The organism is Mesorhizobium sp. M1D.F.Ca.ET.231.01.1.1, assembly GCF_003999155.2.
GTDB lineage: Bacteria > Pseudomonadota > Alphaproteobacteria > Rhizobiales > Rhizobiaceae > Mesorhizobium.
Genome location: NZ_RZOZ02000002.1, coordinates 90,286 through 110,653, shown reverse-complemented (window position 1 = coordinate 110,653; position 20,368 = coordinate 90,286). Strand labels below are relative to the sequence as shown.

Here is a 20,368-nt window from a genome sequence, read left to right as displayed (position 1 = left end):
GAAAAGACAGGCTCAGGCGATGCCGCCGCGCTCGACCAGGAAACGATGGCCGCCGGCAACCGCGGCCGTCTCGATCAGTTGATGGCCGGCATCGGCGCAGAATGCCGGAATGTCGATCACGGCCAGCGGGTCGGTGGTTTCCAGCCACAGGCGGCTGCCCGGCCGCATCGCGGCCAGCCGTTTGCGGGCCTTCAGCACCGGCAACGGGCAATTCAGCCCCTTCAAGTCGTAGATAGCGGTTGATCTGGCCAAGATCGAAAAATCTAGCCGCCGAACATGCCGAGCAGCTTCTTCTTCAACTTGGACACGGTGCCTTCGTCGGCACTTGCGGCCTGCTGCGCTTCCGGTGCCGGTTGCGCGGGAGCCGCCTCGACGCCCGCGGTGACCACCGGCTGCTGCGCCGCCTGCTTGGCGGCTTCCTTTTCGGCCAGAGCCTGCGCCTTGGCTGCTTCCTTGGCGGCCTTGGCCGCCTCGATCGCGGCCAGCCGCTGCTCCTCAGCCTTGCGCTTGGCTTCCTTCTCCGCGTCGAGCGCAGCCATCTTGCGGCCGAGTGGCGAATCGATGCGGCCCATGCGCGTCGTCTCCGTCACCGAGCCGTCGGAATTCATCGACGGCGGGTCGATCGGCACGCGCTCGCCGCGGGCGCGGCGCTTCGACCAGTCGGAAACGATGCTGGCTTCCTTGATGCCGGCAATGGTCGGCTTGGGCGCCGGGGTGCTCGAGTTCACGGCCGCATTGTAGGCCGCGTCGTAACGCTTCTCGTAGTCGGCATAGGCCGTCTTCAACGAGTCCGGCTGGGTGCTTGCCGGGCAGGCGCCAGTCGGGTCGAAGGTCGTGCCTTCGGGCGCGACCTGGTTGAAGACGTAGCGTTTTTCGCAGACGTCGACCTTCGGCGGCACCTTGGTGATCTCGAAATTGTCGTAGCCGACCTTGAGCATCTTCCAGAACTCGTAGTTCGGGTCGTTGCGGTAGCGCGCCATGTTGGCGGCGGTCATGCGGAACGGGAAGGCCTGGATCTGGAAATCGGTCTGGCCGCCCTGGAAAGCGTCACGGCCGAAGGCATAGATCTGCTCGATCTGCGCGTCGGTCATCGAATAACAGCCGGACGAGGAGCAGGCGCCGTGCACCATCAGATTGGTGCCGGTGCGGCCGTTGGCTCTGTCATAGGCGTTGGGGTAACCGATGTTGAAGGACAGATGATAGTTCGAGCGCGGATTCATCTGCGAGGGACGCACCGTATAGAAGCCTTCCGGCGCCTGGCGGTCGCCCTCGGTGTATTTGGGACCGAGCTTGCCCGACCATTTGCAGATGTCGTAGCTGGCGACGAGATCGTAGCGGCCGTTGGTCTTGGCCTTCCAGATCTCCAGCTTGCCTTCTTCCTTGAAGATGCGCGCCATCACCGAGGAGGTGCGGACCATGCCCTTGGCCTTCATGTCGGCAAGGATCTTGTCCGGCAGCGGCTTGTTGGCCTCCGGCGCGAAGTCCTTCATCGACGAATCATTGCAGCCGGCAACGCCTATCGCGGCGATCAGGACTCCGGCACGGGCAAGCTTGGCAAACATCGGTACGGCTACGTCTTTTCTCTCGGCCAATGGCTTCGGCATGGCCAGGTCCGCAGGCTGAACACCAATGGACCGTAAGCCCGTTAACCTTGAAAATTCCTTACCGCAAGCCTCAGCCAACCCCTCACGGCGATTTCCATTGAACCGAATCCGGCGGCATTTTTGTGGCGAAATTGTTCATTCTCGCCACAGTTGAATGCACGGCGGGGTCAGAGGCTGCGGCCCATCGCCAGATATTTCTCGCGGCGCTGCTCGCGGAAGTCGGTGTTGGCGCCGGCAAAGTCCTTCATGGTCTTGGCGATCAGGTCGCCGGTGGCGGCAATCACCGTTTCCGGCGCGCGCTGGGCGCCGCCCATCGGCTCGGGGACGATGGCGTCGATGATCTTCATTTCGAAAAGATCCTGGGCGGTGATCTTCATGTTGGTCGCCGCGTCCTTGGAACGGGTGGTGTCGCGCCAGAGAATCGAGGCTGCGCCCTCGGGCGAGATCACCGAATAGATGGCGTGCTCCAGCATGTAGACGCGGTTGGCGGTGGCGATCGCGATGGCGCCGCCGGAGCCGCCTTCTCCGATGACGACGGAAATCGACGGCACCTTCAGCGCCAGGCAGGCCGAGGTCGAGCGCGCGATGGCCTCGGCCTGGCCGCGCTCCTCGGCGCCGACGCCGGGATAGGCGCCGGCGGTGTCCACCAGCGTCAGCAGCGGGATGTTGAAGCGGTCGGCAAGCTCCATCAATCGCACCGCCTTGCGGTAGCCTTCGGGCCGCACCGAGCCGAAATTGTGCTTGATGCGGCTTGCCGTGTCCGAGCCTTTTTCCTGGCCGATCACCGCCACCGGCTCGCCGCGGAACCGCGCGAAGCCGCCGACGATCGCCTGGTCGTCGCCGAAATTGCGGTCGCCGGCCAAAGGCGTGAAGTCGCTGAACAGGCCCTTGATGTAGTCAAGGCAGTGCGGCCGGTCCGGATGGCGGGCCACCTGCACCTTCTGCCACGGGGTGAGCGCCTTGTAGAGGTCGCGCAGCGCATCGCGCGAACGCTTCTCCAGCCTGCTGATCTCGTCGGCCACATCGACCGCCTCGCCGTTCTCCGCAAGCTTCTTCAGCTCAAGGATCTTGAGCTCCAGATCCTGCACCGGCTTTTCGAAATCGAGGTAATTGTACATGCTTGGGCGGACCGATCCGTCGGAAGGCAATGGCTGGCGGAACCATGGAAATGCTGGCCCCGGGCGGTGGAACGTCGCCCTCACATAGCGATATGAGGCCTAGTCGGCAAGCGGATGATGATCGTTGACCAGCCGCACCAGCCGCTCCTCCAGCACATGGGTGTAGATCTGCGTGGTGGAGATATCGGAATGGCCGAGCAGTTGCTGCACGGCTCTAAGATCGGCACCGTTCTGCAGGAGATGGCTGGCGAAGGCGTGGCGCAGGACATGCGGCGAGATCTTGGCCGAGGCGATGCCGGCCCGCGCCGCCAAACTTTTGAGATCGCGCGCGAAAACCTGCCTGGAAAGATGGCCGCTGTCGGATGAGGCGGGAAATAGATGGGGGCTGTCGGCAAAGGCCGGCCTGGTTGCCCGTTCCGAAAGCCATGTCCGCATGGCCGCGCGCGCCTTGGCCGACAGCGGCACCATGCGCTCCTTATCGCCCTTGCCGCGAACCATGAAGAAGCGGTCGTCGCGCAGCGCCACAGTCACCGGCAGGCCGACCAATTCGGAAACGCGCAGACCCGTGGCATAAAGCACCTCGACCAGGGCGTGCAGGCGTATCGCCGCCAGCCGGTCGCCGTCCGGTGCCGCGGCGCCCGCCTCCTCGGCCGCGCGGTCGAGCAGGCGGCCGGTCTCGGCTTCGGTCATGGTCTTCGGCAGCGGCCGGCCCTTCCTCGGGCTGTCCAGCGTCCCGGTCGGGTCGTCGCCGCGCAGGCCTTCGGCGTAAAGGAATTTGAAGAACTGGCGGATCGCCGACAATTTGCGCGCCTGCGAGGTGGGCGCGAAGCCACGCGCGGCGATGTCGTCGAGATAGGCGCGGATATCGGCCGCTCCCGCTCCCGCCAGGCCGCCGCCAATGGCTTCGGAGGCGTCTTCGAGGTCGCGGCGGTAGGAGGACAGCGTGTTTTCAGCCGCGCCCCGCTCGGCGCTCATCATCTCCAAAAAGGCTTCGATGCGGGCCGCGCTGTTCATCTGGCCGGGGTCAGTTCTTCTTCGGATTGAGCTTTTCGGCGGGAATGCGCACGCTCATTTCCGCCTTCTTCGGCTCCACGAACATCGCCAGCGCGAACATCGCGCCATAGATGACGCCTGCAAGAACCGCCAGCGTCACGACAAAGCGAAACAATGTCGGCATTCAGTCTTCGCCCGTCTTCTGGTTCTGCGATTCCAAACCCTGTGCCCTTATGGGACGCCAATCCGGCCAATTCAAGGAGGAAGGATTGGGCAAAGGATTTGTCGACAAAGGTTCTCGACGGAAGCAGCACGATCAGGCCCGCCTGCGGCGCCCTGCTTGACGCAAACAGGCTTTTGATGTCGATACGGCGCAAAGAGGGTTCCGCATGAACGCGCTACCAGCAAATCCGCCGGACGAAGGCCGTGTCGCGCTGCTCGAGCGCCTCGGCAGCCGCTGCATCGTCTTTGTCGGCCTGATGGGCGCCGGCAAGACGGCGATCGGCCGCAAGGTGGCTGCGATGCTTTCGCTGCCCTTCATCGACAGCGACCAGGAAATCGAGAGCGTGTCGCGCATGACCGTGCCGGAGTTGTTCGAGCGCTATGGCGAGCCTGAGTTCCGGGCGCTGGAGCAGCGGGTGATCCTGCGCCTGCTCGAGAACGGTCCGCAGGTGCTGTCGACCGGCGGCGGCGCCTTCATGAACGCGCAGACGCGCGAGGCGATCGGCGGCCACGGCGTCTCTGTCTGGCTGAAGGCCGATCTCGATCTCCTCATGGAGCGGGTCTCGAAGAAGCAGAATCGGCCGCTGTTGAAGAATCCCGATCCGCGCGGCGTGCTGGAGAAGCTGATGGGCGAGCGCTACCCGGTCTATGCCGCGGCCGACATCACGGTTCCGACCCGCGACGACCGCAAGGAGGTCATCGCCGGCGAGGTGGTATGCGCGCTTTGCGCCTATCTCGGGATCGCCGCCATCGCCACCAGCGGCGAGGTGGAACAATGAGCCATACCGAACCGGTGAAGGTCGAGGTCGGGCTCGGCGAGCGCGCCTATGACATACTGATCGGGCCTGGCTTGCTCTTCGCAGCCGGAACCGAAATCGCGGGCCGCCTTCCGGGCACGCGCGCGGCCATCGTCACCGACGAGAATGTCGCCGCAGCGCATCTCGAAAGGCTGAAGGCCGGCCTGGCAAAAGGCGGCATCCAGGCCGCCGTCATCACGCTGCCGGCCGGCGAAAAGACCAAGAGCTTCGTCCACCTCGAAGAGGTGGTCGACGGCGTGCTCGCCGCCAAGCTCGAACGGCGCGACGTGGTGATAGCACTCGGCGGCGGCGTCATCGGCGATCTGGCCGGTTTCGCCGCCGGCATCGTGAGGCGCGGGATGAATTTCGTACAGGTGCCGACCTCGCTCTTGGCGCAGGTCGATTCTTCCGTCGGCGGCAAGACCGGCATCAACAGCGCGCGCGGCAAGAACCTGATCGGGGTCTTCAACCAGCCCAAGCTGGTGCTGGCCGACACCGGCGTGCTCGACACGCTGCCGATCCGCGAGTTCCGCGCCGGCTATGCCGAGCTCGCCAAATACGGGCTGATCGACCGGCCCGGCTTCTTCGCCTGGCTGGAGGAGAACTGGCAAAAGGTATTCGCCGGCGGCCAGGAGCGGACCGAAGCCATCGCCGAGGCCTGCCGCGCCAAGGCCGACGTGGTCGCCCGCGACGAGTTCGAGACCGGCGATCGCGCGCTGCTCAATCTCGGCCACACTTTCGGCCATGCGCTCGAAGCCGCCACGAACTACGACGGCGCCCGTCTCGTCCATGGCGAGGGCGTCGCCATCGGCATGGCGCTGGCGCACCGTTTTTCCGCGCGCCTCAACCTGGCGAGCCCTGACGATGCCGAGCGCGTGGAGGCGCATCTTCGCGCCGTCGGCCTGCCCTGGCGGATGGCCGACATATCCGGCGAATTGCCGGATGCCGAGGCGCTGCTTGGCTTCATCACCCAGGATAAGAAGGTCTCGCGCGGCGCGCTCACCTTCATCCTGACGCGCGGCGTCGGCCAGGCCTTCATCGCCAAGGACGTGCCGCCCTCGGAAGTGCTGTCGTTCCTCAAGGCGAGCCATCCCGAATGCTCAAGATGAGCCATTCCGAATGCTCAAGATGAGCCATTCCAGATGATCGACGCCGGCTGGATCGCCGCAGCCGTCCTAGCCGCTGTCGTCGTGCTGGCGCTTCTCTTGCGCACACGTCTGTTCGCGGCGCTCGGCTACAGCCTGCAGCCGATCAAGCCGACGGCGCCCGAGGACGACGAGCCGGACGACAACGGCGACGACACCCGCCGCAACGGGCAGGCGCGCGAGGATCGCAACCGGCTGGGCGCGCTTTTCGATCTCGAGGAACTCGAGGTTTCGGACGTGATGGTCCATCGCACCAACATGCGCTCGGTCAACGCCGACGATCCGCCGGAAATGGTGGTGCGCGAGATCCTGCAAAGCCCGCACACGCGCATGCCGCTCTGGAAAGGCTCGCTCGACAACATCGTCGGCGTGCTGCACGCCAAGGATCTGCTGAGAGCCCTCAACGAGGTCGGCAACGACTTTTCCAAGATCGACGTGACAAAAATCGCGTCGAAGCCATGGTTCGTGCCGGATACGACCACCCTGCAGGACCAGCTCAACGCCTTCCTGCGCCGCAAGGCGCACTTCGCCATCGTCGTCGACGAATATGGTGAGATGGAAGGGCTGGTGACGCTGGAAGACATCATCGAGGAGATCGTCGGCGAGATCGCCGACGAGCACGATGTCGACATGCAGGGCGTCAAGCAGGAGGCGGACGGCTCGGTCGTTGTCGACGGCACGGTGCCGATCCGCGATCTCAACCGTGCGCTCGACTGGGACCTGCCGGACGAGGAGGCGACCACGATCGCTGGCCTCGTCATCCACGAGACGCAGACGATCCCCGAGGAGAAGCAGGCCTTCACGTTCCACGGCAAGCGTTTCGTCGTGATGAAGCGCGACAAGAACCGTATTGCGAGACTGCGGATTCGGCCCGCCGGCGAAGGTTAAGCTAAGGCCGGCGCAGGCCGATGCTGCCGTCTTTCAAGCACGCTCCGCTCGGCGAAGTTGGCTTCCGATCTCAAAGTTCCTTTGTCGAGCGCTCGCTGAGCGTCGCGCCGGTTTCGGCATCGGTCGCCGCCAGGCTGACGTCGTAGCCCCACAGCCTTCGGATATGGCGCAGGGTCGCGTCGCGGCTCGCGTCCTCGAGCAGGATGCCGTCCTTGACATTGTGCTGCAGCCGCAGATGCCGGTCGCCCAGGAGGTCCACGTCGACCACCTGGATGTCGGGCCGGCTCGCCCCCACGTCGTAGCGTTGGGCCAGCGCGGACCGTATCTTGGCATAGCCGCGCTCGTTGTGGATCGAGGCGACTTCGTAATGCGGCTCGTCGGCGCCGTCGGCCAGCACGAAGAGCCGCCATTTCCGGATCAGGGTGGGGCTCAGATACTGGCGGATGAAGGACTCGTCACGGTGATTGGCCCAGGCGTCGAGCAAGGTGTCGCGCCAGTCGCCGCGGCCGGCGATGTCCGGAAACCAGTCGCGGTCTTCCGCGGTCGGTTCGGTCGAGATGCGCTGGATGTCCTGCATCATGTCGAGACCCAGCGCATAGGGATTGATGCCGGAAAAACGCGGATCGTCGAACGCCGGCTGGAAAACCACGTTCGAATGGTTGCGCAAGATCTCGAGCATGGCGCCCTCGCTGATGCGGCCGCGATCGAAAAGCGTGTTCATGATCGTGTAGTGCACGAAGGTGGCGCAGCCTTCGTTCATCACCTGGGTTTGGCGTTGCGGGTAAAAATACTGCGCGATGACACGAACGATCCTGACGATCTCGCGCTGCCAGGGCTCCAGGACGAGGCTGTTCTTCTCGAGGAAGTAGAGGAGGTTCTCCTCGGGCAGATTGAGCGATTTCTTCCGCTCGGCAAGGATTTCGTCCCTTGCATCGGGCTTGCTCTTTCCCGGCGAGGGCGGCAACGTCCGCCAGAGATCGTTGAAGGAGCGCTCCTCATATTCGAGGCGCTCGCGCAGCCCTTCGCGCTGCTGCTCCGACGACAGCTTCGGTGGCCGGCGGTAGCGGAACACGCCCTGCTCCATCAGCGCGTGGGCGGAATCCAGGATCGCCTCCACGGCGGCCAGGCCATGCCGTTCCTCGCACCGGGTTATGTAGCTCTTGGCAAAATCGAGATAGCTCAGGATCCCCCCGGCGTCCGTCCATTGCCGGAAAAGATGATTGTTCTTGAAGAAATGGTTGTGGCCCAGCGCCGCATGGGCGGTCACCAGGGCCTGCAAGGCCATGGTGTTCTCTTCCATCAGATAGACGATGCAGGGATTGGAATTGATGACCAGTTCGTAGGCCAGACCGCGGGCGCCCTTGCGGTAGAGAAGTTCATCATAGAGGAAACGTTTGCCGAACGACCAATGCCGATACATCAGCGGCATGCCGACCGATGAGTAGGCGTCGAGCATCTGCTCGGAGGAAATGACCTCCATCTGCACCGGATAGATGTCGAGGCGAAGTTCTTCGGTCCCGATCGCCTCGATCTCATCGTAGACCTGCGACAGTTTCGCAAAATTCCAGTCAGACCCGGAAAACAGCAACTCGGATTTGCGCGCCTGACTGACCATCAGCCCTGTCCCATCGACCCCCTCGGCCTCACGCACTCTTGCGCAGGGCGGGCTGCCTGGCGAAAAGCTCGCGGAAGACCGGATAGATATCGGCCGGGGCAGCGATGCGCCTCATCTGGAAATTCGGCCATTTTCCGTCGACGGCGTTGTAGGCGCGCCAGAGCGATGTCCCGTTCTCGGTCGAGCCGAAAATGTGGCTTTCCCGTTCGTCGATGATCTCCACATAGGCGAAATACTGGCAAAGGCGCATGAGCTTGCGGTCGAGCAGTTCTATGCAGCGCTCGGAATCGGTGGCGAAGTTGTCGCCGTCGGAAGCCTGGGCGGCATAGATGTTCCATTCGCTGACCGGATAGCGCTGCTCGATGATGCGATGCATTTCCTCGAGCGCCGTGGAGACGACGGTGCCGCCGCTTTGGGTGTGGTAGAAGAATGTGTGCTCGTCCACCTCCTTGGCCTCGTGGGTGTGGCGAATGAAGACGATCTCGGTGCGCTCATAACGGCGTGTCAGGAAAAGGTGCAGCAGCACGAAGAAGCGTTTGGCCAGATCCTTCTCGCGCTCTCCCATCGATCCGGAGACGTCCATCAGGCAGAACATGACCGCGCTTGCATTCGGCACCGGCTGGGGGTCGAAGCGATTGAAACGGATGTCGACCGGATCGACATAGGCAATTCGCTTGCGCCGGCGCTCGAGCCGGTCAAGCTGCTCGCGCAGGGCCGCCAGGCGTTCGCGCACCGCCGGGCTAGTCGGCTTGGATGTCAGCTCGGCAATCTGCGCGGCGACCGCGTCCAGCTCCGCCTGCTTGGGACGCCTGAGCGCAATGCGGCGCCCGTGGCTGTTTCGCATCGTGCGTCCGACATTGATGTTCGTCGGCGACCCGCTTGCCGTGAAGCCTGCCCGTCTTGGCTTGAAGCTCAGTATCTGCTTGAGGTTGAGCTTGACCAGGTCGGGCAGTTCGAGATCCTCGAAGAAGAGGTCGAGCACTTCCTCGCGCGACAGCACAAAACGAAAATCGTCTTCGGATTCCGTGGTTCCCGGCGCCGAGGAGCCCGCGCCGCCGCCGCCGGGCTTGGGGATCAGATCACCGGGGCTGAACGATTTGTTGCCGGGCAGGATGTGCTGGCGCCGTCCGCTGTCCTTGGCGTCGCTGAAGCTCGGCTCGCTGGTGCCCTTGCGCGGCATCGGCACGGCGAGTTCCCGATCCAACTCGGCGATGCGGCCTGTGCGGACATGGTCGCGGATGCTCTGCTTGAGCTCTTCCCGGGCGCGCCTGAGGAAGCGCTGGCGATTGCTCAGGCTCTTGTCCTTCGGATTCAGGCGGCGGTCGATGAAGATCGGCATGGAACCGTTCGGGCTTTGCTCAGCCAGCCTTGTTCACGCGCATGTACCAGTCGACCAGCCGGCGCACCTGCCGCTGGGTATAGCCGCGCTCCACCATCCGCTCCACGAATTCGTTGTGCCGTTTCTCCGTAACACTGTCCTGCTTGGAGCCGAAGCTGATCACCGGCAGCAGATCCTCGACCTGGCCGAACATGCGCTTCTCGATGACCTCGCGAAGCTTCTCATAGCTCGTCCAGGACGGGTTGCGGCCATGATTGCGCGCCCGGGCGCGCAAGGTGAATTTGACCACTTCGTTGCGGAAATCCTTGGGATTGGCGATGCCGGCCGGTTTTTCGACCTGCGACAATTCCTTGTCCAGGACCTCGCGATTGAGGATCTGGCCGGTATCGGGGTCCTTGTAGTCCTGGTCCTCGATCCAGGCATCGGCGTAGGCGATGTAGCGATCGAAAAGGTTCTGGCCGTATTCGCTGTACGATTCCAGATAGGCCTTTTGGATCTCGTGGCCGATGAACTCGGCGTAGCGCGTTGCAAGTTCCGATTTGATGAACTCGAGGTACGCGGCTTCCGTTTCCTTGGGGAATTGCTCGCGCTTGATGGCCTCCTCGAGGATGTACATCAGGTGCACCGGATCGGCGGCGACCTCCTTGGTGTCGTAGTTGAAAGTCTGCGACAAGATCTTGAAGGCGAAACGCGTGCTGACCCCGGTCATGCCTTCGTCGACGCCCGCGGCATCGCGATACTCCTGGACCGATTTCGCCTTCGGGTCGATTTCCTTGAGGTTCTCGCCGTCATAGGCACGCATCTTGGTGTAGAGCGGCGAATTCTCGTGCTCGGCAAGGCGGGTCGAGACCGTAAAACGGCTGAGAATGTCCAGCACCTCGGGGGCGCAGGGACTGTTCGCCAGATCGCTCTCGCGCAGAAGTTTTTCGTAGATCTGCCTTTCCTCGGTGATGCGAAGGCAATAGGGGACCTTGACCACGAGGATGCGGTCGAGGAAGGCCTCGTTGTTCTTGTTGTTCTTGAATTGCTGCCATTCCGATTCGTTGGAATGGGCAACGACGATGCCCTGATAGGGGAAGGCGCCGAAATTCTCGGTGCCGTTGTAGCTGCCCTCCTGGGTTGCCGTCAGCAGCGGGTGCAGGACCTTGATGGGCGCCTTGAACATTTCGACGAATTCGAGCAGGCCCTGGGTGGTCCGGTTCAAGCCGCCGCTGTAGGAATAGGCATCCGGATCGGATTGGCTGAAATTTTCCAATTGCCTGATGTCGACCTTGCCGACCAGGGCCGAGACGTCCTGGTTGTTCTCGTCGCCGGGCTCGGTCTTGGCGATGGCGATCTGGCGCAGACGCGACGGCGACAGCTTGACCACGCTGAATTTGGAAATATCGCCCGACAGTTCGTCCAGCCGTTTGGCCGCCCAGGGCGAGATGAGTCCGTTCAGGCGACGGCGGGCTATCCCGTATTTGTCTTCCAGCAGATCGCCCATCCGATCGGGGTGGAACAGGCCGAGCGGCGATTCGAAAATCGGGCTGATCTGATTGCCGACCTTCAGCGTGTAGATCGGGCGCTGCTCCATGAGCTTCTTCAGCCGTTCGGCAAGCGAGGACTTGCCGCCGCCGACCGGCCCGAGCAAATAGAGGATCTGCTTGCGCTCCTCGAGACCCTGCGAGGCATAGCGGAAATATCCGGCGATGCGCTCGATCGTATCCTCCATGCCGTAGAAATCGGAGAAGGAGGGGTACACCTTGATGGTACGGTTCGAGAAGATGCGCCCGAGCCGCTCATCCTTGCTGGTGTCGACCAGGTTCGGCTCGCCTATTGCCTCGACCATCCGCTCAGGCGCGGAGGCATACATGGATTTGTCCTCGCGGCAGGCTAGCAGATATTGCTGAAGGCTGATCTCTTCCTGGGCTGCGTTGGCGTAAATCTCCGAAAACAGATCGAAGACGTCGGATTGGTTCTCTCGCATGATATTCTGCCCTCAGAGCCGCTCTGGCTTCCAGTCGGCCAAGTCGGCTCGTCTCGTATTCAACTGCCGGAAAGCATTGTGGTTCCCTCACATGAAGGAGAGCGTCTGCAATCGGGCATCGACGTCTCAAAGCACCCGACTCAGACGGAATGCTCACCTATGTTATTAAGGTGGTGATAGCCGGGAGACCTTCAAGGAGAATCTTGGTTTTTCCCCCGCTTACATGTCGTGGTCGGGAACATAGAGGCAGAATGAGTGCTGAGAGTTCGAGTCGCCGCCGGGCTTGCACTCGTGAAAGAACTCGTCACGCGAGCGCTTGATCCGACTGTCGGAGTAGGGAATGAGCTCTCCCGTGGAGAGCTGGTATCCATATTTCGTTTCCTTCACATCGGCCATGGGTGCCTGATAGCAGTCCATTCCCGAGCAGCATGAGCTGTCATACTGCCAGCCCTTGGGCGCCTGATGGGCGGCGGCCGGAGCCGAAAGCAAGGCCGCCAGCGCAATTGCCGGGAACAGGCGCAGAGACTGCAAACGGCCTGAGCACCCGTTGGCACGCGCGGCTGAAGCTCGATACGTCTTCGTCATTGGTGGTCACCCTTCGGAGGCGCCGGCCGATGGCATCGGCTCTCCGGTCAGACTAGCAATCCGCCCGGCATGGACGAGGGCTTCCTCCAGGGCCGAGCCTTCACTCAAACTGCCGGCCTGGGGAAATGTTCCATGGTCCTCCTCACGCGGCAGCGTTGCGCGCCGGCGCATTTGAAGGCGCGAAAGAGGGTTGCCGGCTCGCCGTTGGCGAGCCAGCTGCGCAGCCGGTCAACAATCCTCAACTGGACGTCTGCCGCGCTCGCATGCACTCTTTGCGGAAGGCGGTCGGGGCGGAAGGCGGTCGGGGCGGAAGGGCGGTCGGGCAGGGGGGCGGCAGGAGATGATCATGATCGATCGTCGACGTTTCGTCGTTGCGTCCGTTGCCGCGCTGCTGCCGACGGCTGCGTCATCGGCCTGGCGCCCGCGCCAGCCGGCGCCGCGGACGCTCGACTACGGACCGGCCAAGCTCGATATCTATGCGCGCGAGGGCGCCAAGGGCGGTCCGGTCGTCTTCTTCATCCATGGCGGCGCCTGGCGGTTCGGCAACCGCGGCAATGTCAATGCCAAGCCGGCTTTCCTGCTCGCCAACGGCTTCGTGTTCGTCTCGATCGACTACCGCATGCTGCCCGCGGCCGACGTCGCCACCCAGGCGAGCGACGTCGAGAAGGCTTACGGCTATGTGCGGGCCAATATCGCCAGATATGGCGGCGATCCCGACCGTATCGTGGTGATGGGCCACTCGGCCGGTTGCCATCTCGCGGCGCTGACGGGTTTTCGCGGCGGCTTGCCCGGTGTTGCCGCGCTGGTGCTCGACGATACCGAGGCCTATGACATCGAGGCCCTGGCCAAGGCGCAGGGCGGCAGGCTGCGTCCGGTTTATGCGCAGGCCTTTTCCGATCCCGGCCAGTGGCGGGCGCTGTCGCCCGCGACCTATATCGGGGCGGCCAGGCATCCGCCCGTGTTCGTCGCCTATTCGAACACGCCGATCCGCGCGGCCGCGGCCCGCAATCTGGCGGACCGGCTGCGGGCAGGGGGGACCAAGGTCAGGCTGTTCGACGGCAGCGCCTATTCGCACATGGCGATCAACCGCCGCTTCGGCGAGGACGGCGACGCGTTGACCGCAGCGGTCATGGCTTTCCTGAAGGCGACTGTCGCCTGATTGCCGCCTGGATCGCGGCAAAGTCGGGGCCGGACATTGCGGCGCGGACACTTATCGGGTCAATTGTCCGGGGGCCACCGGACAAGAGGGAACGCGATGAATGGCGCGGACGTACTTTGCGACGTGCTGCTGGCGAATGACGTGGACGTCTGCTTCGCCAATCCCGGTACCTCGGAAATGCATTTCGTCGCCGCGCTGGACCGCAAGCCGGAAATGCGCTGCGTGCTCGGCCTTTTCGAGGGCGTGGTGACCGGTGCCGCCGACGGCTACGCAAGAATGACCGACCGGCCGGCCGCAACGCTGCTCCACACCGGCCCCGGACTGGCCAATGGCCTCGCCAACATCCACAACGCCCGGCGCGCCCGCGTGCCGATGATCAACATCGTCGGCGACCACGCCTCCTACCATCTGCCGCTCGACGCGCCGCTCACCAGCGACATCGAAAGCCTGGCGACGCCGATGTCGAACTGGGTCCGCCGCATCTCGGGTCCGGCCGACGTCGCGCCGTCCGCGCAAGCAGCCGTCCGCGCATCGCTGACGCCTCCCGGCATCGCGACGCTGATCCTGCCGGCGAACGCCGCATGGGGCGATGCCGGCCCCGTGTCATCGGCCAGGGCGGCGCCTGTGCCGCCACCCGCGGTCGACATGGATGTCGTGCGCAAGATCGCCGAGGCCGTTCGCGCCTCACATGGTCGTGTCGGCATGGTCCTGCGCGGGCGCGCTGCGCGCCAGCGTGCTTTGGAAATCGCCGGCCGGATAGCGGCCGCCTTGGATGTCCGGCTGTTCAGCGAGGTTCTGGTAGCCCGGATGCAGCGCGGCCGCGGGCGCGTCGCGCCGACCCGCATTCCATACCCAATCGACGCGGCAAGGGCGCTCCTTGCCGATATCGACGTGCTGATCCTCGTCGGCGCGAAGGAACCGGTGGCGTTCTTTGCCTATCCGGGCAAGCCGGGCCGGCTCGTACGCGAAGGCTGTGAAGTGATGACGCTGGCCGAGCATGGCGAAGACCTTGAGGCCGCGCTTGCGGCGCTTGGCGATGAGCTCGGCATCAAGCCGTTACAGCCGGTGTCCGTCGCCACGGCATTTCCCGACGAGCCGAGCCCGCGCGGCACGCTGACGGACGACGCGGTGGCAGTTTCGGTCGCGCGGAAACTTCCCGAGAATGCGATCGTCTGCGACGAGGCCGTCACCTCCGCGCGACGCTATTTTGCGCTCTCGGCTTTCGCCGCGCCGCACGATTACATGATGGGCACGGGCGGGTCGATCGGCGGCGGCATTCCGATGGCGACCGGTGCCGCAATCGCCTGTCCCGGCCGCAAGGTGATCAACCTGGAGGCGGACGGCAGCGGCATGTACACGGTGCAGGGGTTGTGGACCCAGGCGCGGGAAAGGCTCGACGTCGTGACGATCGTCTTTTCCAACCGGACCTATGCCATCCTGCACGCCGAAATGCGCAATGTCGGGGTGAACGCGATCGGCGAGAATGCCAGGCGCATGCTCGATCTCGATCAGCCGGCGCTGGACTGGGTCTCGCTGGCAAACGGCATGGGGGTGGAAGCGGCCCGTGCCGACACATGCGAGCGCTTCGAGGCGCTGCTCGACAGCGCGCTTTCGCGCCCGGGGCCGTTCCTCATCGAAGCGGTGGTTTAGATCAGTTCAGCTTTTCACGGAAACGCTGAACTGATCTAAGCCTTTGTTTTTGATGCAATTCCGGACGCAAACCGCTCACACTTTCCTGGAATTGCTCTGAGCAGGTCCTGGGAACCCGCGGCACCTACCAGCGCGTCTTTTCGCCGGGCGCGGCCGGCTCGATCGCCAGCGCGTGCACGCCGGCCTTCAGTTCGTCGGCAAGCAATTGGTTGACGGCGCGGTGCCGGTCGATGCGGCTCATTCCGGCAAAATCCGGCGAGACGATGCGAATACGGAAATGCGTCTCGCCGGTGCCGTCGAAGCGGGCGTGGTGGCCCGACTCGACATGATGATGGCCCGCGTGAAGGTGGCTTTCGTTGATGACGGCGAGCCGCTCCGGCGAAAAGGCCGCCTTCAGCTTGTTTTCCATCGTCGACTGTATGGACATCGGGGCGTTCCTTCACCACATCAGCGGCACCGCCGCAAAATCCGCGCTTTCGACCGCTTTTAAGCCGCGATTCAGCGGTTAGGGCGATCATCGGCGAAATGTCAATTCTTGTTTCGCACCAGCGAACAGCCCATAAATGGGTGAGATGAAACCGTATCCCAAATATTTCGAGAAAATCCGCATCCGGCCGGAAAAGGACGCCGAGCTGAAGTCGCGCGCCCCGATCTGCCAGTGGGACGGTTGCAAGGAGGCCGGCACGCATCGCGCGCCGGTCGGGCGGCTGAAGGAGGGAGAGTATTTCCGCTTCTGCTTCGAGCACGTGCGCGAATACAACAAGAGCTTCAATTACTTCTCCGGTGTGTCGGACAGCGAGATCGCCCGCTTCCAGAAGGAGGCGCTGACCGGCCACCGGCCGACCTGGCGCATGGGCGCAAATGGCGGCGGGATGCGTTCGGCGCCCGATTTCGCGCAGCAGCGTTCGGGGCGCGCCGGCTACTACAACCGCATGCGCGACCCCTTCAACCTGTTCGGCGGCGGAACGCGGGAGGTGCGCGAGCGCAAGGCGAAGCCGCTTGAGGCCAAGGCGCTGGAAACGCTTGGCCTTGATACAAAGGCGACTGGCAAGGACATCAAGGCGCGCTATAAGGAACTCGTTAAGCGCCACCATCCCGATGCGAATGGCGGCGACAGGGGTTCGGAAGACCGGTTCCGCGATGTGCTGCAGGCCTATCGCGTGCTCAAGCAAGCAGGATTGTGCTGAGCGGCCCTACGGTCCGTGTCGTTTTCCAACTTTCATAAGCTTGGAAAAGGCTCTAAGACCGCCCCCGAACAAAATCGATTGCCGGCGAAACGCGGCGTTTCGCCCGTGGAGACGTTGATAGTGATGAACAAGGTCGATCGCGACATCGCCAACCTGCCCGACACGACCGTGTCGGTGAGGGAGAAATTCGGCTTCGACTCCAGGATGGTGGTACCCGCCTATTCGGCAGCGACCGAACATGTGCCCGACATCGATCCGGACTATCTCTTCGACAAGGCGACGACATTGGCGATCCTGGCCGGCTTCGCCTACAACCGCCGCGTCATGGTGTCTGGCTATCACGGCACCGGCAAGTCGACGCATATCGAGCAGGTCGCCGCGCGCCTCAACTGGCCCTGCGTGCGCGTCAACCTCGACAGCCATGTCAGCCGCATCGACCTCGTCGGCAAGGACGCCATCGTCGTCAAAGAAGGCCTGCAGATCACCGAATTCCGGGACGGCATCCTGCCCTGGGCATATCAGCACAATGTGGCGCTCTGCTTCGACGAATATGACGCCGGCCGCCCGGATGTGATGTTCGTCATCCAGCGTGTCCTGGAATCGTCGGGCCGGCTGACGCTGCTCGACCAGAGCCGGGTCATCCGCCCGCACCCGGCCTTCCGGCTGTTCGCCACCGCCAACACGGTCGGCCTCGGCGACACCACCGGCCTCTATCACGGCACGCAGCAGATCAACCAGGCGCAGATGGACCGCTGGTCGATCGTGACCACGCTCAACTACCTGCCGCATGACAACGAGGTCTCGATCGTTCTGGCCAAGGCCAAGCACTATCGCGACAGCAAGGGCAAAGAGATCGTCAACAAGATGGTGCGCGTCGCCGACATGACGCGCTCGGCCTTCATCAACGGCGATCTGTCGACCGTGATGAGCCCGCGCACCGTCATCACCTGGGCCGAGAATGCCGAGATATTCGGCGATATCGGCATGGCGTTCCGGCTGACTTTCCTGAACAAGTGCGACGAGCTGGAGCGTTCGGTGGTGGCCGAATTCTACCAGCGCGCCTTCGGCGAGGATCTGCCGGAGAGCGCCGCCAACGTGGTGCTGGGGTAGCGCGTGCCGAGAGGCTTGGCCTTTCGAGCCAAAACGCGCAGGGAATGATCGATGGCGGGTCCGGGCGACAACACGCGCAACAAGCCGAAGAACGGGTCTGAAGCGGACAGCTTCAAGCGCGCCGTCACCGTCTGCATGCGCGCCGTCGCCGGCGACAAGGACCTCGAGGTCGGCTTCGCCAAGGACCGGCCGGCGCTGGCGGGAAATCGCGCCCGCCTGCCCGAGCTGCCGAAGAAGGCTTCCCGCAACGATATCGCGATCACCCGCGGCATCGGCGATTCCATGGCGCTGAAGCGCGCCTGCCACGATCAGCGCATCCACTCGAAGCTGGCGCCGGAAGGCAAGCTGGCGCGGGCTATTTTCGATGCCGTCGAGCAGGCGCGCGTCGAGGCGATCGGCAGCCGCGCCATGCAGGGCGTGGCCGACAATATCGGCTCGATGCTCGAGGACAAATACGCCAAGGCGAACCTGCTCGACGTCAAGGACAAGGCCGACGCGCCGCTCGAGGAGGCGGTGGCGCTGATGGTGCGCGAGAAGCTGACCGGCCGCGCCGTGCCGAGGAGCGGCGAGCGGCTGGTCCACCTGTGGCGCCCATGGGTCGAGGAGAAGGCCAGCACCGACCTCGACGGCCTGTCGTCCAAGCTCGACGACCAGCAGGCCTTTGCCCGCATCGTGCGCGACATGCTCGTCTCCATGGAAATGGCCGAGGAGCTCGGCGACGACCAGGAGACCGAAGATACCGAGGACAACGAAGAGAACGAGCAGCAGGGCGAGGAGCAAAGCGAGGAAGGCGGCGAGGACGATTCCGGCTCCGAGCAGTCGCAGTCCGAAGATGCCGAGGCCTCCGCCGACGAGGAAGACTCGGCCGAGACGGAGGCGACCGACGCGACATCGGACGACCTCTCCGACGAGGACGATTCCGACGCCGAGACGCCCGGCGAAGCGCGCCGCAACGACAATCCGTTCCTCAACCTGCCGAAGGAAATCGACTACAAGGTCTTCACCACCGCCTTCGACGAGACGGTCGGCGCCGAGGACCTTTGCGAGGAAGAGGAGCTCGACCGGCTGCGCGCCTTCCTCGACAAGCAGCTCGCCAATCTCTCCGGCGTCGTCGGCCGGCTCGCCAACCGGCTGCAGCGTCGCCTGATGGCGCAGCAGAACCGCTCCTGGGATTTCGACCTGGAGGAAGGCTATCTCGATCCGGCGCGGCTGGTGCGCGTCGTCATCGATCCGATGCAGCCGCTGTCCTTCAAGCAGGAGCGCGACACCAAGTTCCGCGACACGGTGGTGTCGCTGGTGCTCGACAATTCGGGCTCGATGCGCGGCCGGCCGATCACCGTCGCCGCGACCTGCGCCGACATCCTGGCGCGCACGCTGGAGCGCTGCGGCGTTTCGGTGGAAATCCTCGGCTTCACCACCCGCGCCTGGAAAGGCGGGCAGGCGCGCGAGAAATGGCTGAAGGACGGCAAGCCGCCGAATCCGGGCCGGCTCAACGACCTGCGCCACATCATCTACAAGTCGGCCGACCATCCGTGGCGGCGGGCGCGGCGCAATCTCGGCCTGATGATGCGCGAGGGCCTGCTCAAGGAGAACATCGACGGCGAGGCGCTGCTTTGGGCGCATAATCGGCTGATCGGCCGGCCGGAGCAGCGCAAGATCCTGATGATGATCTCGGACGGCGCGCCGGTCGACGATTCAACGCTCTCGGTCAATCCCGGCAACTATCTGGAGCGCCATTTGCGCGCGGTGATCGAGCTCATCGAGACGCGCTCGCCGGTGGAGCTTTTGGCCATCGGCATCGGCCACGACGTCACGCGCTACTATCGCCGCGCCGTCACGATCGTCGATGCCGAGGAACTGGCGGGCGCCATGACCGAGCAATTGGCATCGCTGTTCGGCGAGGAAAGCGCGCGCGACACTCGGCGCGGCGGCTTGCGGCGCGCCGGATGATCTTATCGGGGGGCGGATTCCGGCGGACGGTTTTCGCTTGCGCGGCGGCCTGCGCGACCGCTTCGGCAGCGATTGCGGCCGAGCGAGCTCCGGTCGAGGCGGTCGAGGTTTCGGCGCGGCCGATCACTGCGTTCCATGTGGGCCATGACGAGAAACTGTTCGGACCGCTCGAATTTATCGGCGGGCTGGAGATGACCTCGCCGTCGCGCGATTTCGGCGCGCTGTCGGCTTTCCGTTTCCTCAAGCCCGGCGGCGATTTCATCGGCGTCGCCGACACCGGCTTCTGGTTCTTCGGCAGCATCACCCGCGATGCCGACAAGCGCCCCTCGGGCGTGTCGAGTTTCCGCATGCAGCAGATGGTCGACGCTTCCGGTCGGCCGATCGACGAGAAATGGGAAGTCGACGCCGAAGGCCTGGCGGTCAAGGACGGCATCGCCACCGTCGGCTTCGAGCGCGAGCAGCGCGTCGTCCAGTTCAAGATCGACCCGGACGACATGAAGGCACCGTTCAAGACGCTCGACTATCTGGTCCCGACCCGGGAACTGCGCCAGAACCGCGGCTTCGAGACCGTCACGCATGCCAATCCCTACGGCCAGCACGAGGGCGGCCTGGTCGTGGTTTCGGAAAAGAGCCTCGACAAGGCCGGCAACATCTTTGCGGCAATCATCGAAGGGCCGAGGAAGGGCGTCTTCACCGTCAAGCGCAACGGCGATTTCGACATCACCGACGGCGCCTTCCTGCCCGATGGCGACCTGCTTTTGCTGGAACGCAGCTTCTCGATGGCGCGCGGGGTGAAGATGCGGCTGCGGCGCATCTATGGCGAGAGCATCGAGAAGGGCGCGGTCGCCGACGGCCCGGTGCTGATGGAAGCCGATATGGGCTACCAGATCGACAACATGGAAGGGCTCGACGTCTGGACCCGCGACGACGGCGCGCTGATGGTGTCGCTGGTGTCGGACGACAACCACTCGATCCTGCAGCGGAACCTCTACCTGGAGTTTATCCTGCATCAGGATTGAGCCGCGCTGCGGCGATCC

19 protein-coding genes are annotated in these 20,368 nt (G+C 64.0%); 9 read left to right on the top strand and 10 right to left on the bottom strand.

Translation table 11 applies throughout. From position 1 onward, the window contains the following. Window positions 1-12: 12 nt before the first annotated feature. The 5 genes from EN874_RS06970 to EN874_RS06950 all read right to left on the bottom strand — a co-directional run bounded on the left by EN874_RS06970 (window position 13) and on the right by EN874_RS06950 (window position 3,899). On the bottom strand, window positions 13-252 hold the full coding sequence (locus EN874_RS06970; RefSeq protein WP_127426070.1) for a sulfurtransferase TusA family protein: 240 nt from the start codon (window positions 250-252) through the stop codon (window positions 13-15). 11 nt (window positions 253-263) lie between these two features. Beyond that, on the bottom strand, window positions 264-1,562 hold the full coding sequence (locus EN874_RS06965) for a murein L,D-transpeptidase family protein (protein ID WP_127426173.1): 1,299 nt from the start codon (window positions 1,560-1,562) through the stop codon (window positions 264-266). Window positions 1,563-1,771: 209 nt separating this feature from the next. Continuing rightward, on the bottom strand, window positions 1,772-2,722 hold the full coding sequence (locus tag EN874_RS06960) for an acetyl-CoA carboxylase carboxyltransferase subunit alpha (RefSeq protein ID WP_126087367.1): 951 nt from the start codon (window positions 2,720-2,722) through the stop codon (window positions 1,772-1,774). A 99-nt stretch (window positions 2,723-2,821) separates the two neighbouring features. Further along, entirely contained in the window at window positions 2,822-3,736 is a 915-nt protein-coding gene (locus EN874_RS06955; protein WP_127426071.1) for a site-specific tyrosine recombinase XerD, read from the bottom strand. Window positions 3,737-3,746: 10 nt separating this feature from the next. Next, complete coding sequence (locus EN874_RS06950) at window positions 3,747-3,899, bottom strand: histidine kinase (RefSeq protein WP_126087369.1); 153 nt, start codon at window positions 3,897-3,899, stop codon at window positions 3,747-3,749. 205 nt (window positions 3,900-4,104) lie between these two features. Here EN874_RS06950 and EN874_RS06945 point away from each other — a divergent pair, with 205 nt between their 5' ends. The 3 genes from EN874_RS06945 to EN874_RS06935 are packed head-to-tail and all read left to right on the top strand — an operon-like array spanning window position 4,105 to window position 6,767. Beyond that, window positions 4,105-4,716, top strand: a complete 612-nt coding sequence (locus EN874_RS06945) for a shikimate kinase (protein WP_127426072.1) — start codon at window positions 4,105-4,107, stop codon at window positions 4,714-4,716. After that, on the top strand, window positions 4,713-5,843 hold the full coding sequence (gene aroB, locus EN874_RS06940; RefSeq protein WP_127426073.1) for a 3-dehydroquinate synthase: 1,131 nt from the start codon (window positions 4,713-4,715) through the stop codon (window positions 5,841-5,843). The genes EN874_RS06945 and aroB overlap by 4 nt, the downstream gene beginning before the upstream one ends. 33 nt (window positions 5,844-5,876) lie before the next feature. Then, on the top strand, window positions 5,877-6,767 hold the full coding sequence (locus EN874_RS06935; protein ID WP_127426074.1) for a transporter associated domain-containing protein: 891 nt from the start codon (window positions 5,877-5,879) through the stop codon (window positions 6,765-6,767). 70 nt (window positions 6,768-6,837) lie between these two features. Here EN874_RS06935 and EN874_RS06930 read toward each other — a convergent pair whose 3' ends face one another. The 4 genes from EN874_RS06930 to EN874_RS06915 all read right to left on the bottom strand — a co-directional run bounded on the left by EN874_RS06930 (window position 6,838) and on the right by EN874_RS06915 (window position 12,275). Then, the gene (locus EN874_RS06930) at window positions 6,838-8,382 is read right to left on the bottom strand and encodes a SpoVR family protein (protein WP_127426075.1); all 1,545 of its coding nucleotides are present in this window, start codon (window positions 8,380-8,382) and stop codon (window positions 6,838-6,840) included. Between the two features lie 28 nt (window positions 8,383-8,410). Beyond that, window positions 8,411-9,721, bottom strand: a complete 1,311-nt coding sequence (locus EN874_RS06925) for a YeaH/YhbH family protein (protein ID WP_127426076.1) — start codon at window positions 9,719-9,721, stop codon at window positions 8,411-8,413. Window positions 9,722-9,740: 19 nt separating this feature from the next. Next, window positions 9,741-11,690, bottom strand: coding sequence for a PrkA family serine protein kinase (locus EN874_RS06920; protein ID WP_126087375.1), 1,950 nt, complete (start codon window positions 11,688-11,690; stop codon window positions 9,741-9,743). Between the two features lie 219 nt (window positions 11,691-11,909). After that, the gene (locus EN874_RS06915) at window positions 11,910-12,275 is read right to left on the bottom strand and encodes a hypothetical protein (protein ID WP_127426077.1); all 366 of its coding nucleotides are present in this window, start codon (window positions 12,273-12,275) and stop codon (window positions 11,910-11,912) included. A 346-nt stretch (window positions 12,276-12,621) separates the two neighbouring features. Here EN874_RS06915 and EN874_RS06910 point away from each other — a divergent pair, with 346 nt between their 5' ends. Beyond that, entirely contained in the window at window positions 12,622-13,434 is an 813-nt protein-coding gene (locus tag EN874_RS06910) for an alpha/beta hydrolase (protein WP_127426078.1), read from the top strand. Window positions 13,435-13,530: 96 nt separating this feature from the next. Then, on the top strand, window positions 13,531-15,084 hold the full coding sequence (locus EN874_RS06905; RefSeq protein ID WP_127426079.1) for an acetolactate synthase large subunit: 1,554 nt from the start codon (window positions 13,531-13,533) through the stop codon (window positions 15,082-15,084). 124 nt (window positions 15,085-15,208) lie between these two features. On the opposite strand, the gene EN874_RS06900 is transcribed toward EN874_RS06905, so the two are convergent. Then, complete coding sequence (locus EN874_RS06900) at window positions 15,209-15,511, bottom strand: BolA family protein (protein ID WP_127426080.1); 303 nt, start codon at window positions 15,509-15,511, stop codon at window positions 15,209-15,211. Between the two features lie 136 nt (window positions 15,512-15,647). On the opposite strand from EN874_RS06900, the gene EN874_RS06895 reads away from it, so the two are divergent. The 4 genes from EN874_RS06895 to EN874_RS06880 all read left to right on the top strand — a co-directional run bounded on the left by EN874_RS06895 (window position 15,648) and on the right by EN874_RS06880 (window position 20,350). Next, entirely contained in the window at window positions 15,648-16,271 is a 624-nt protein-coding gene (locus tag EN874_RS06895) for a J domain-containing protein (RefSeq protein WP_127426081.1), read from the top strand. Between the two features lie 123 nt (window positions 16,272-16,394). Continuing rightward, window positions 16,395-17,381 (top strand): cobaltochelatase subunit CobS, encoded by a 987-nt coding sequence (gene cobS / locus EN874_RS06890; protein WP_126087381.1) that lies wholly within the window; start codon window positions 16,395-16,397, stop codon window positions 17,379-17,381. A gap of 51 nt (window positions 17,382-17,432) precedes the next feature. Next, the gene (gene cobT, locus EN874_RS06885; protein ID WP_127426082.1) at window positions 17,433-19,331 is read left to right on the top strand and encodes a cobaltochelatase subunit CobT; all 1,899 of its coding nucleotides are present in this window, start codon (window positions 17,433-17,435) and stop codon (window positions 19,329-19,331) included. Next, a complete protein-coding gene (locus EN874_RS06880) occupies window positions 19,328-20,350 on the top strand; it encodes an esterase-like activity of phytase family protein (RefSeq protein ID WP_127426083.1) in 1,023 nt (340 codons plus the stop codon). The genes cobT and EN874_RS06880 overlap by 4 nt, the downstream gene beginning before the upstream one ends. The last annotated feature ends 18 nt before the right edge of the window (window positions 20,351-20,368 follow it).

What these genes read in the sequence shown, in the direction of transcription:
- EN874_RS06955 (WP_127426071.1), bottom strand. Translation starts at nt 3,736, where the DNA reads ATGAACAGCGCGGCCCGCATCGAAGCCTTTTTGGAGATGATGAGCGCC.
- cobT (WP_127426082.1), top strand. Translation starts at nt 17,433, where the DNA reads ATGGCGGGTCCGGGCGACAACACGCGCAACAAGCCGAAGAACGGGTCT.
- EN874_RS06945 (WP_127426072.1), top strand. Translation starts at nt 4,105, where the DNA reads ATGAACGCGCTACCAGCAAATCCGCCGGACGAAGGCCGTGTCGCGCTG.
- EN874_RS06910 (WP_127426078.1), top strand. Translation starts at nt 12,622, where the DNA reads ATGATCGATCGTCGACGTTTCGTCGTTGCGTCCGTTGCCGCGCTGCTG.
- cobS (WP_126087381.1), top strand. Translation starts at nt 16,395, where the DNA reads ATGAACAAGGTCGATCGCGACATCGCCAACCTGCCCGACACGACCGTG.
- EN874_RS06920 (WP_126087375.1), bottom strand. Translation starts at nt 11,690, where the DNA reads ATGCGAGAGAACCAATCCGACGTCTTCGATCTGTTTTCGGAGATTTAC.
- EN874_RS06905 (WP_127426079.1), top strand. Translation starts at nt 13,531, where the DNA reads ATGAATGGCGCGGACGTACTTTGCGACGTGCTGCTGGCGAATGACGTG.
- EN874_RS06900 (WP_127426080.1), bottom strand. Translation starts at nt 15,511, where the DNA reads ATGTCCATACAGTCGACGATGGAAAACAAGCTGAAGGCGGCCTTTTCG.
- EN874_RS06915 (WP_127426077.1), bottom strand. Translation starts at nt 12,275, where the DNA reads ATGACGAAGACGTATCGAGCTTCAGCCGCGCGTGCCAACGGGTGCTCA.
- EN874_RS06935 (WP_127426074.1), top strand. Translation starts at nt 5,877, where the DNA reads ATGATCGACGCCGGCTGGATCGCCGCAGCCGTCCTAGCCGCTGTCGTC.
- EN874_RS06965 (WP_127426173.1), bottom strand. Translation starts at nt 1,562, where the DNA reads ATGTTTGCCAAGCTTGCCCGTGCCGGAGTCCTGATCGCCGCGATAGGC.
- EN874_RS06925 (WP_127426076.1), bottom strand. Translation starts at nt 9,721, where the DNA reads ATGCCGATCTTCATCGACCGCCGCCTGAATCCGAAGGACAAGAGCCTG.
- EN874_RS06950 (WP_126087369.1), bottom strand. Translation starts at nt 3,899, where the DNA reads ATGCCGACATTGTTTCGCTTTGTCGTGACGCTGGCGGTTCTTGCAGGC.
- aroB (WP_127426073.1), top strand. Translation starts at nt 4,713, where the DNA reads ATGAGCCATACCGAACCGGTGAAGGTCGAGGTCGGGCTCGGCGAGCGC.
- EN874_RS06895 (WP_127426081.1), top strand. Translation starts at nt 15,648, where the DNA reads ATGGGTGAGATGAAACCGTATCCCAAATATTTCGAGAAAATCCGCATC.
- EN874_RS06930 (WP_127426075.1), bottom strand. Translation starts at nt 8,382, where the DNA reads ATGGTCAGTCAGGCGCGCAAATCCGAGTTGCTGTTTTCCGGGTCTGAC.
- EN874_RS06880 (WP_127426083.1), top strand. Translation starts at nt 19,328, where the DNA reads ATGATCTTATCGGGGGGCGGATTCCGGCGGACGGTTTTCGCTTGCGCG.
- EN874_RS06960 (WP_126087367.1), bottom strand. Translation starts at nt 2,722, where the DNA reads ATGTACAATTACCTCGATTTCGAAAAGCCGGTGCAGGATCTGGAGCTC.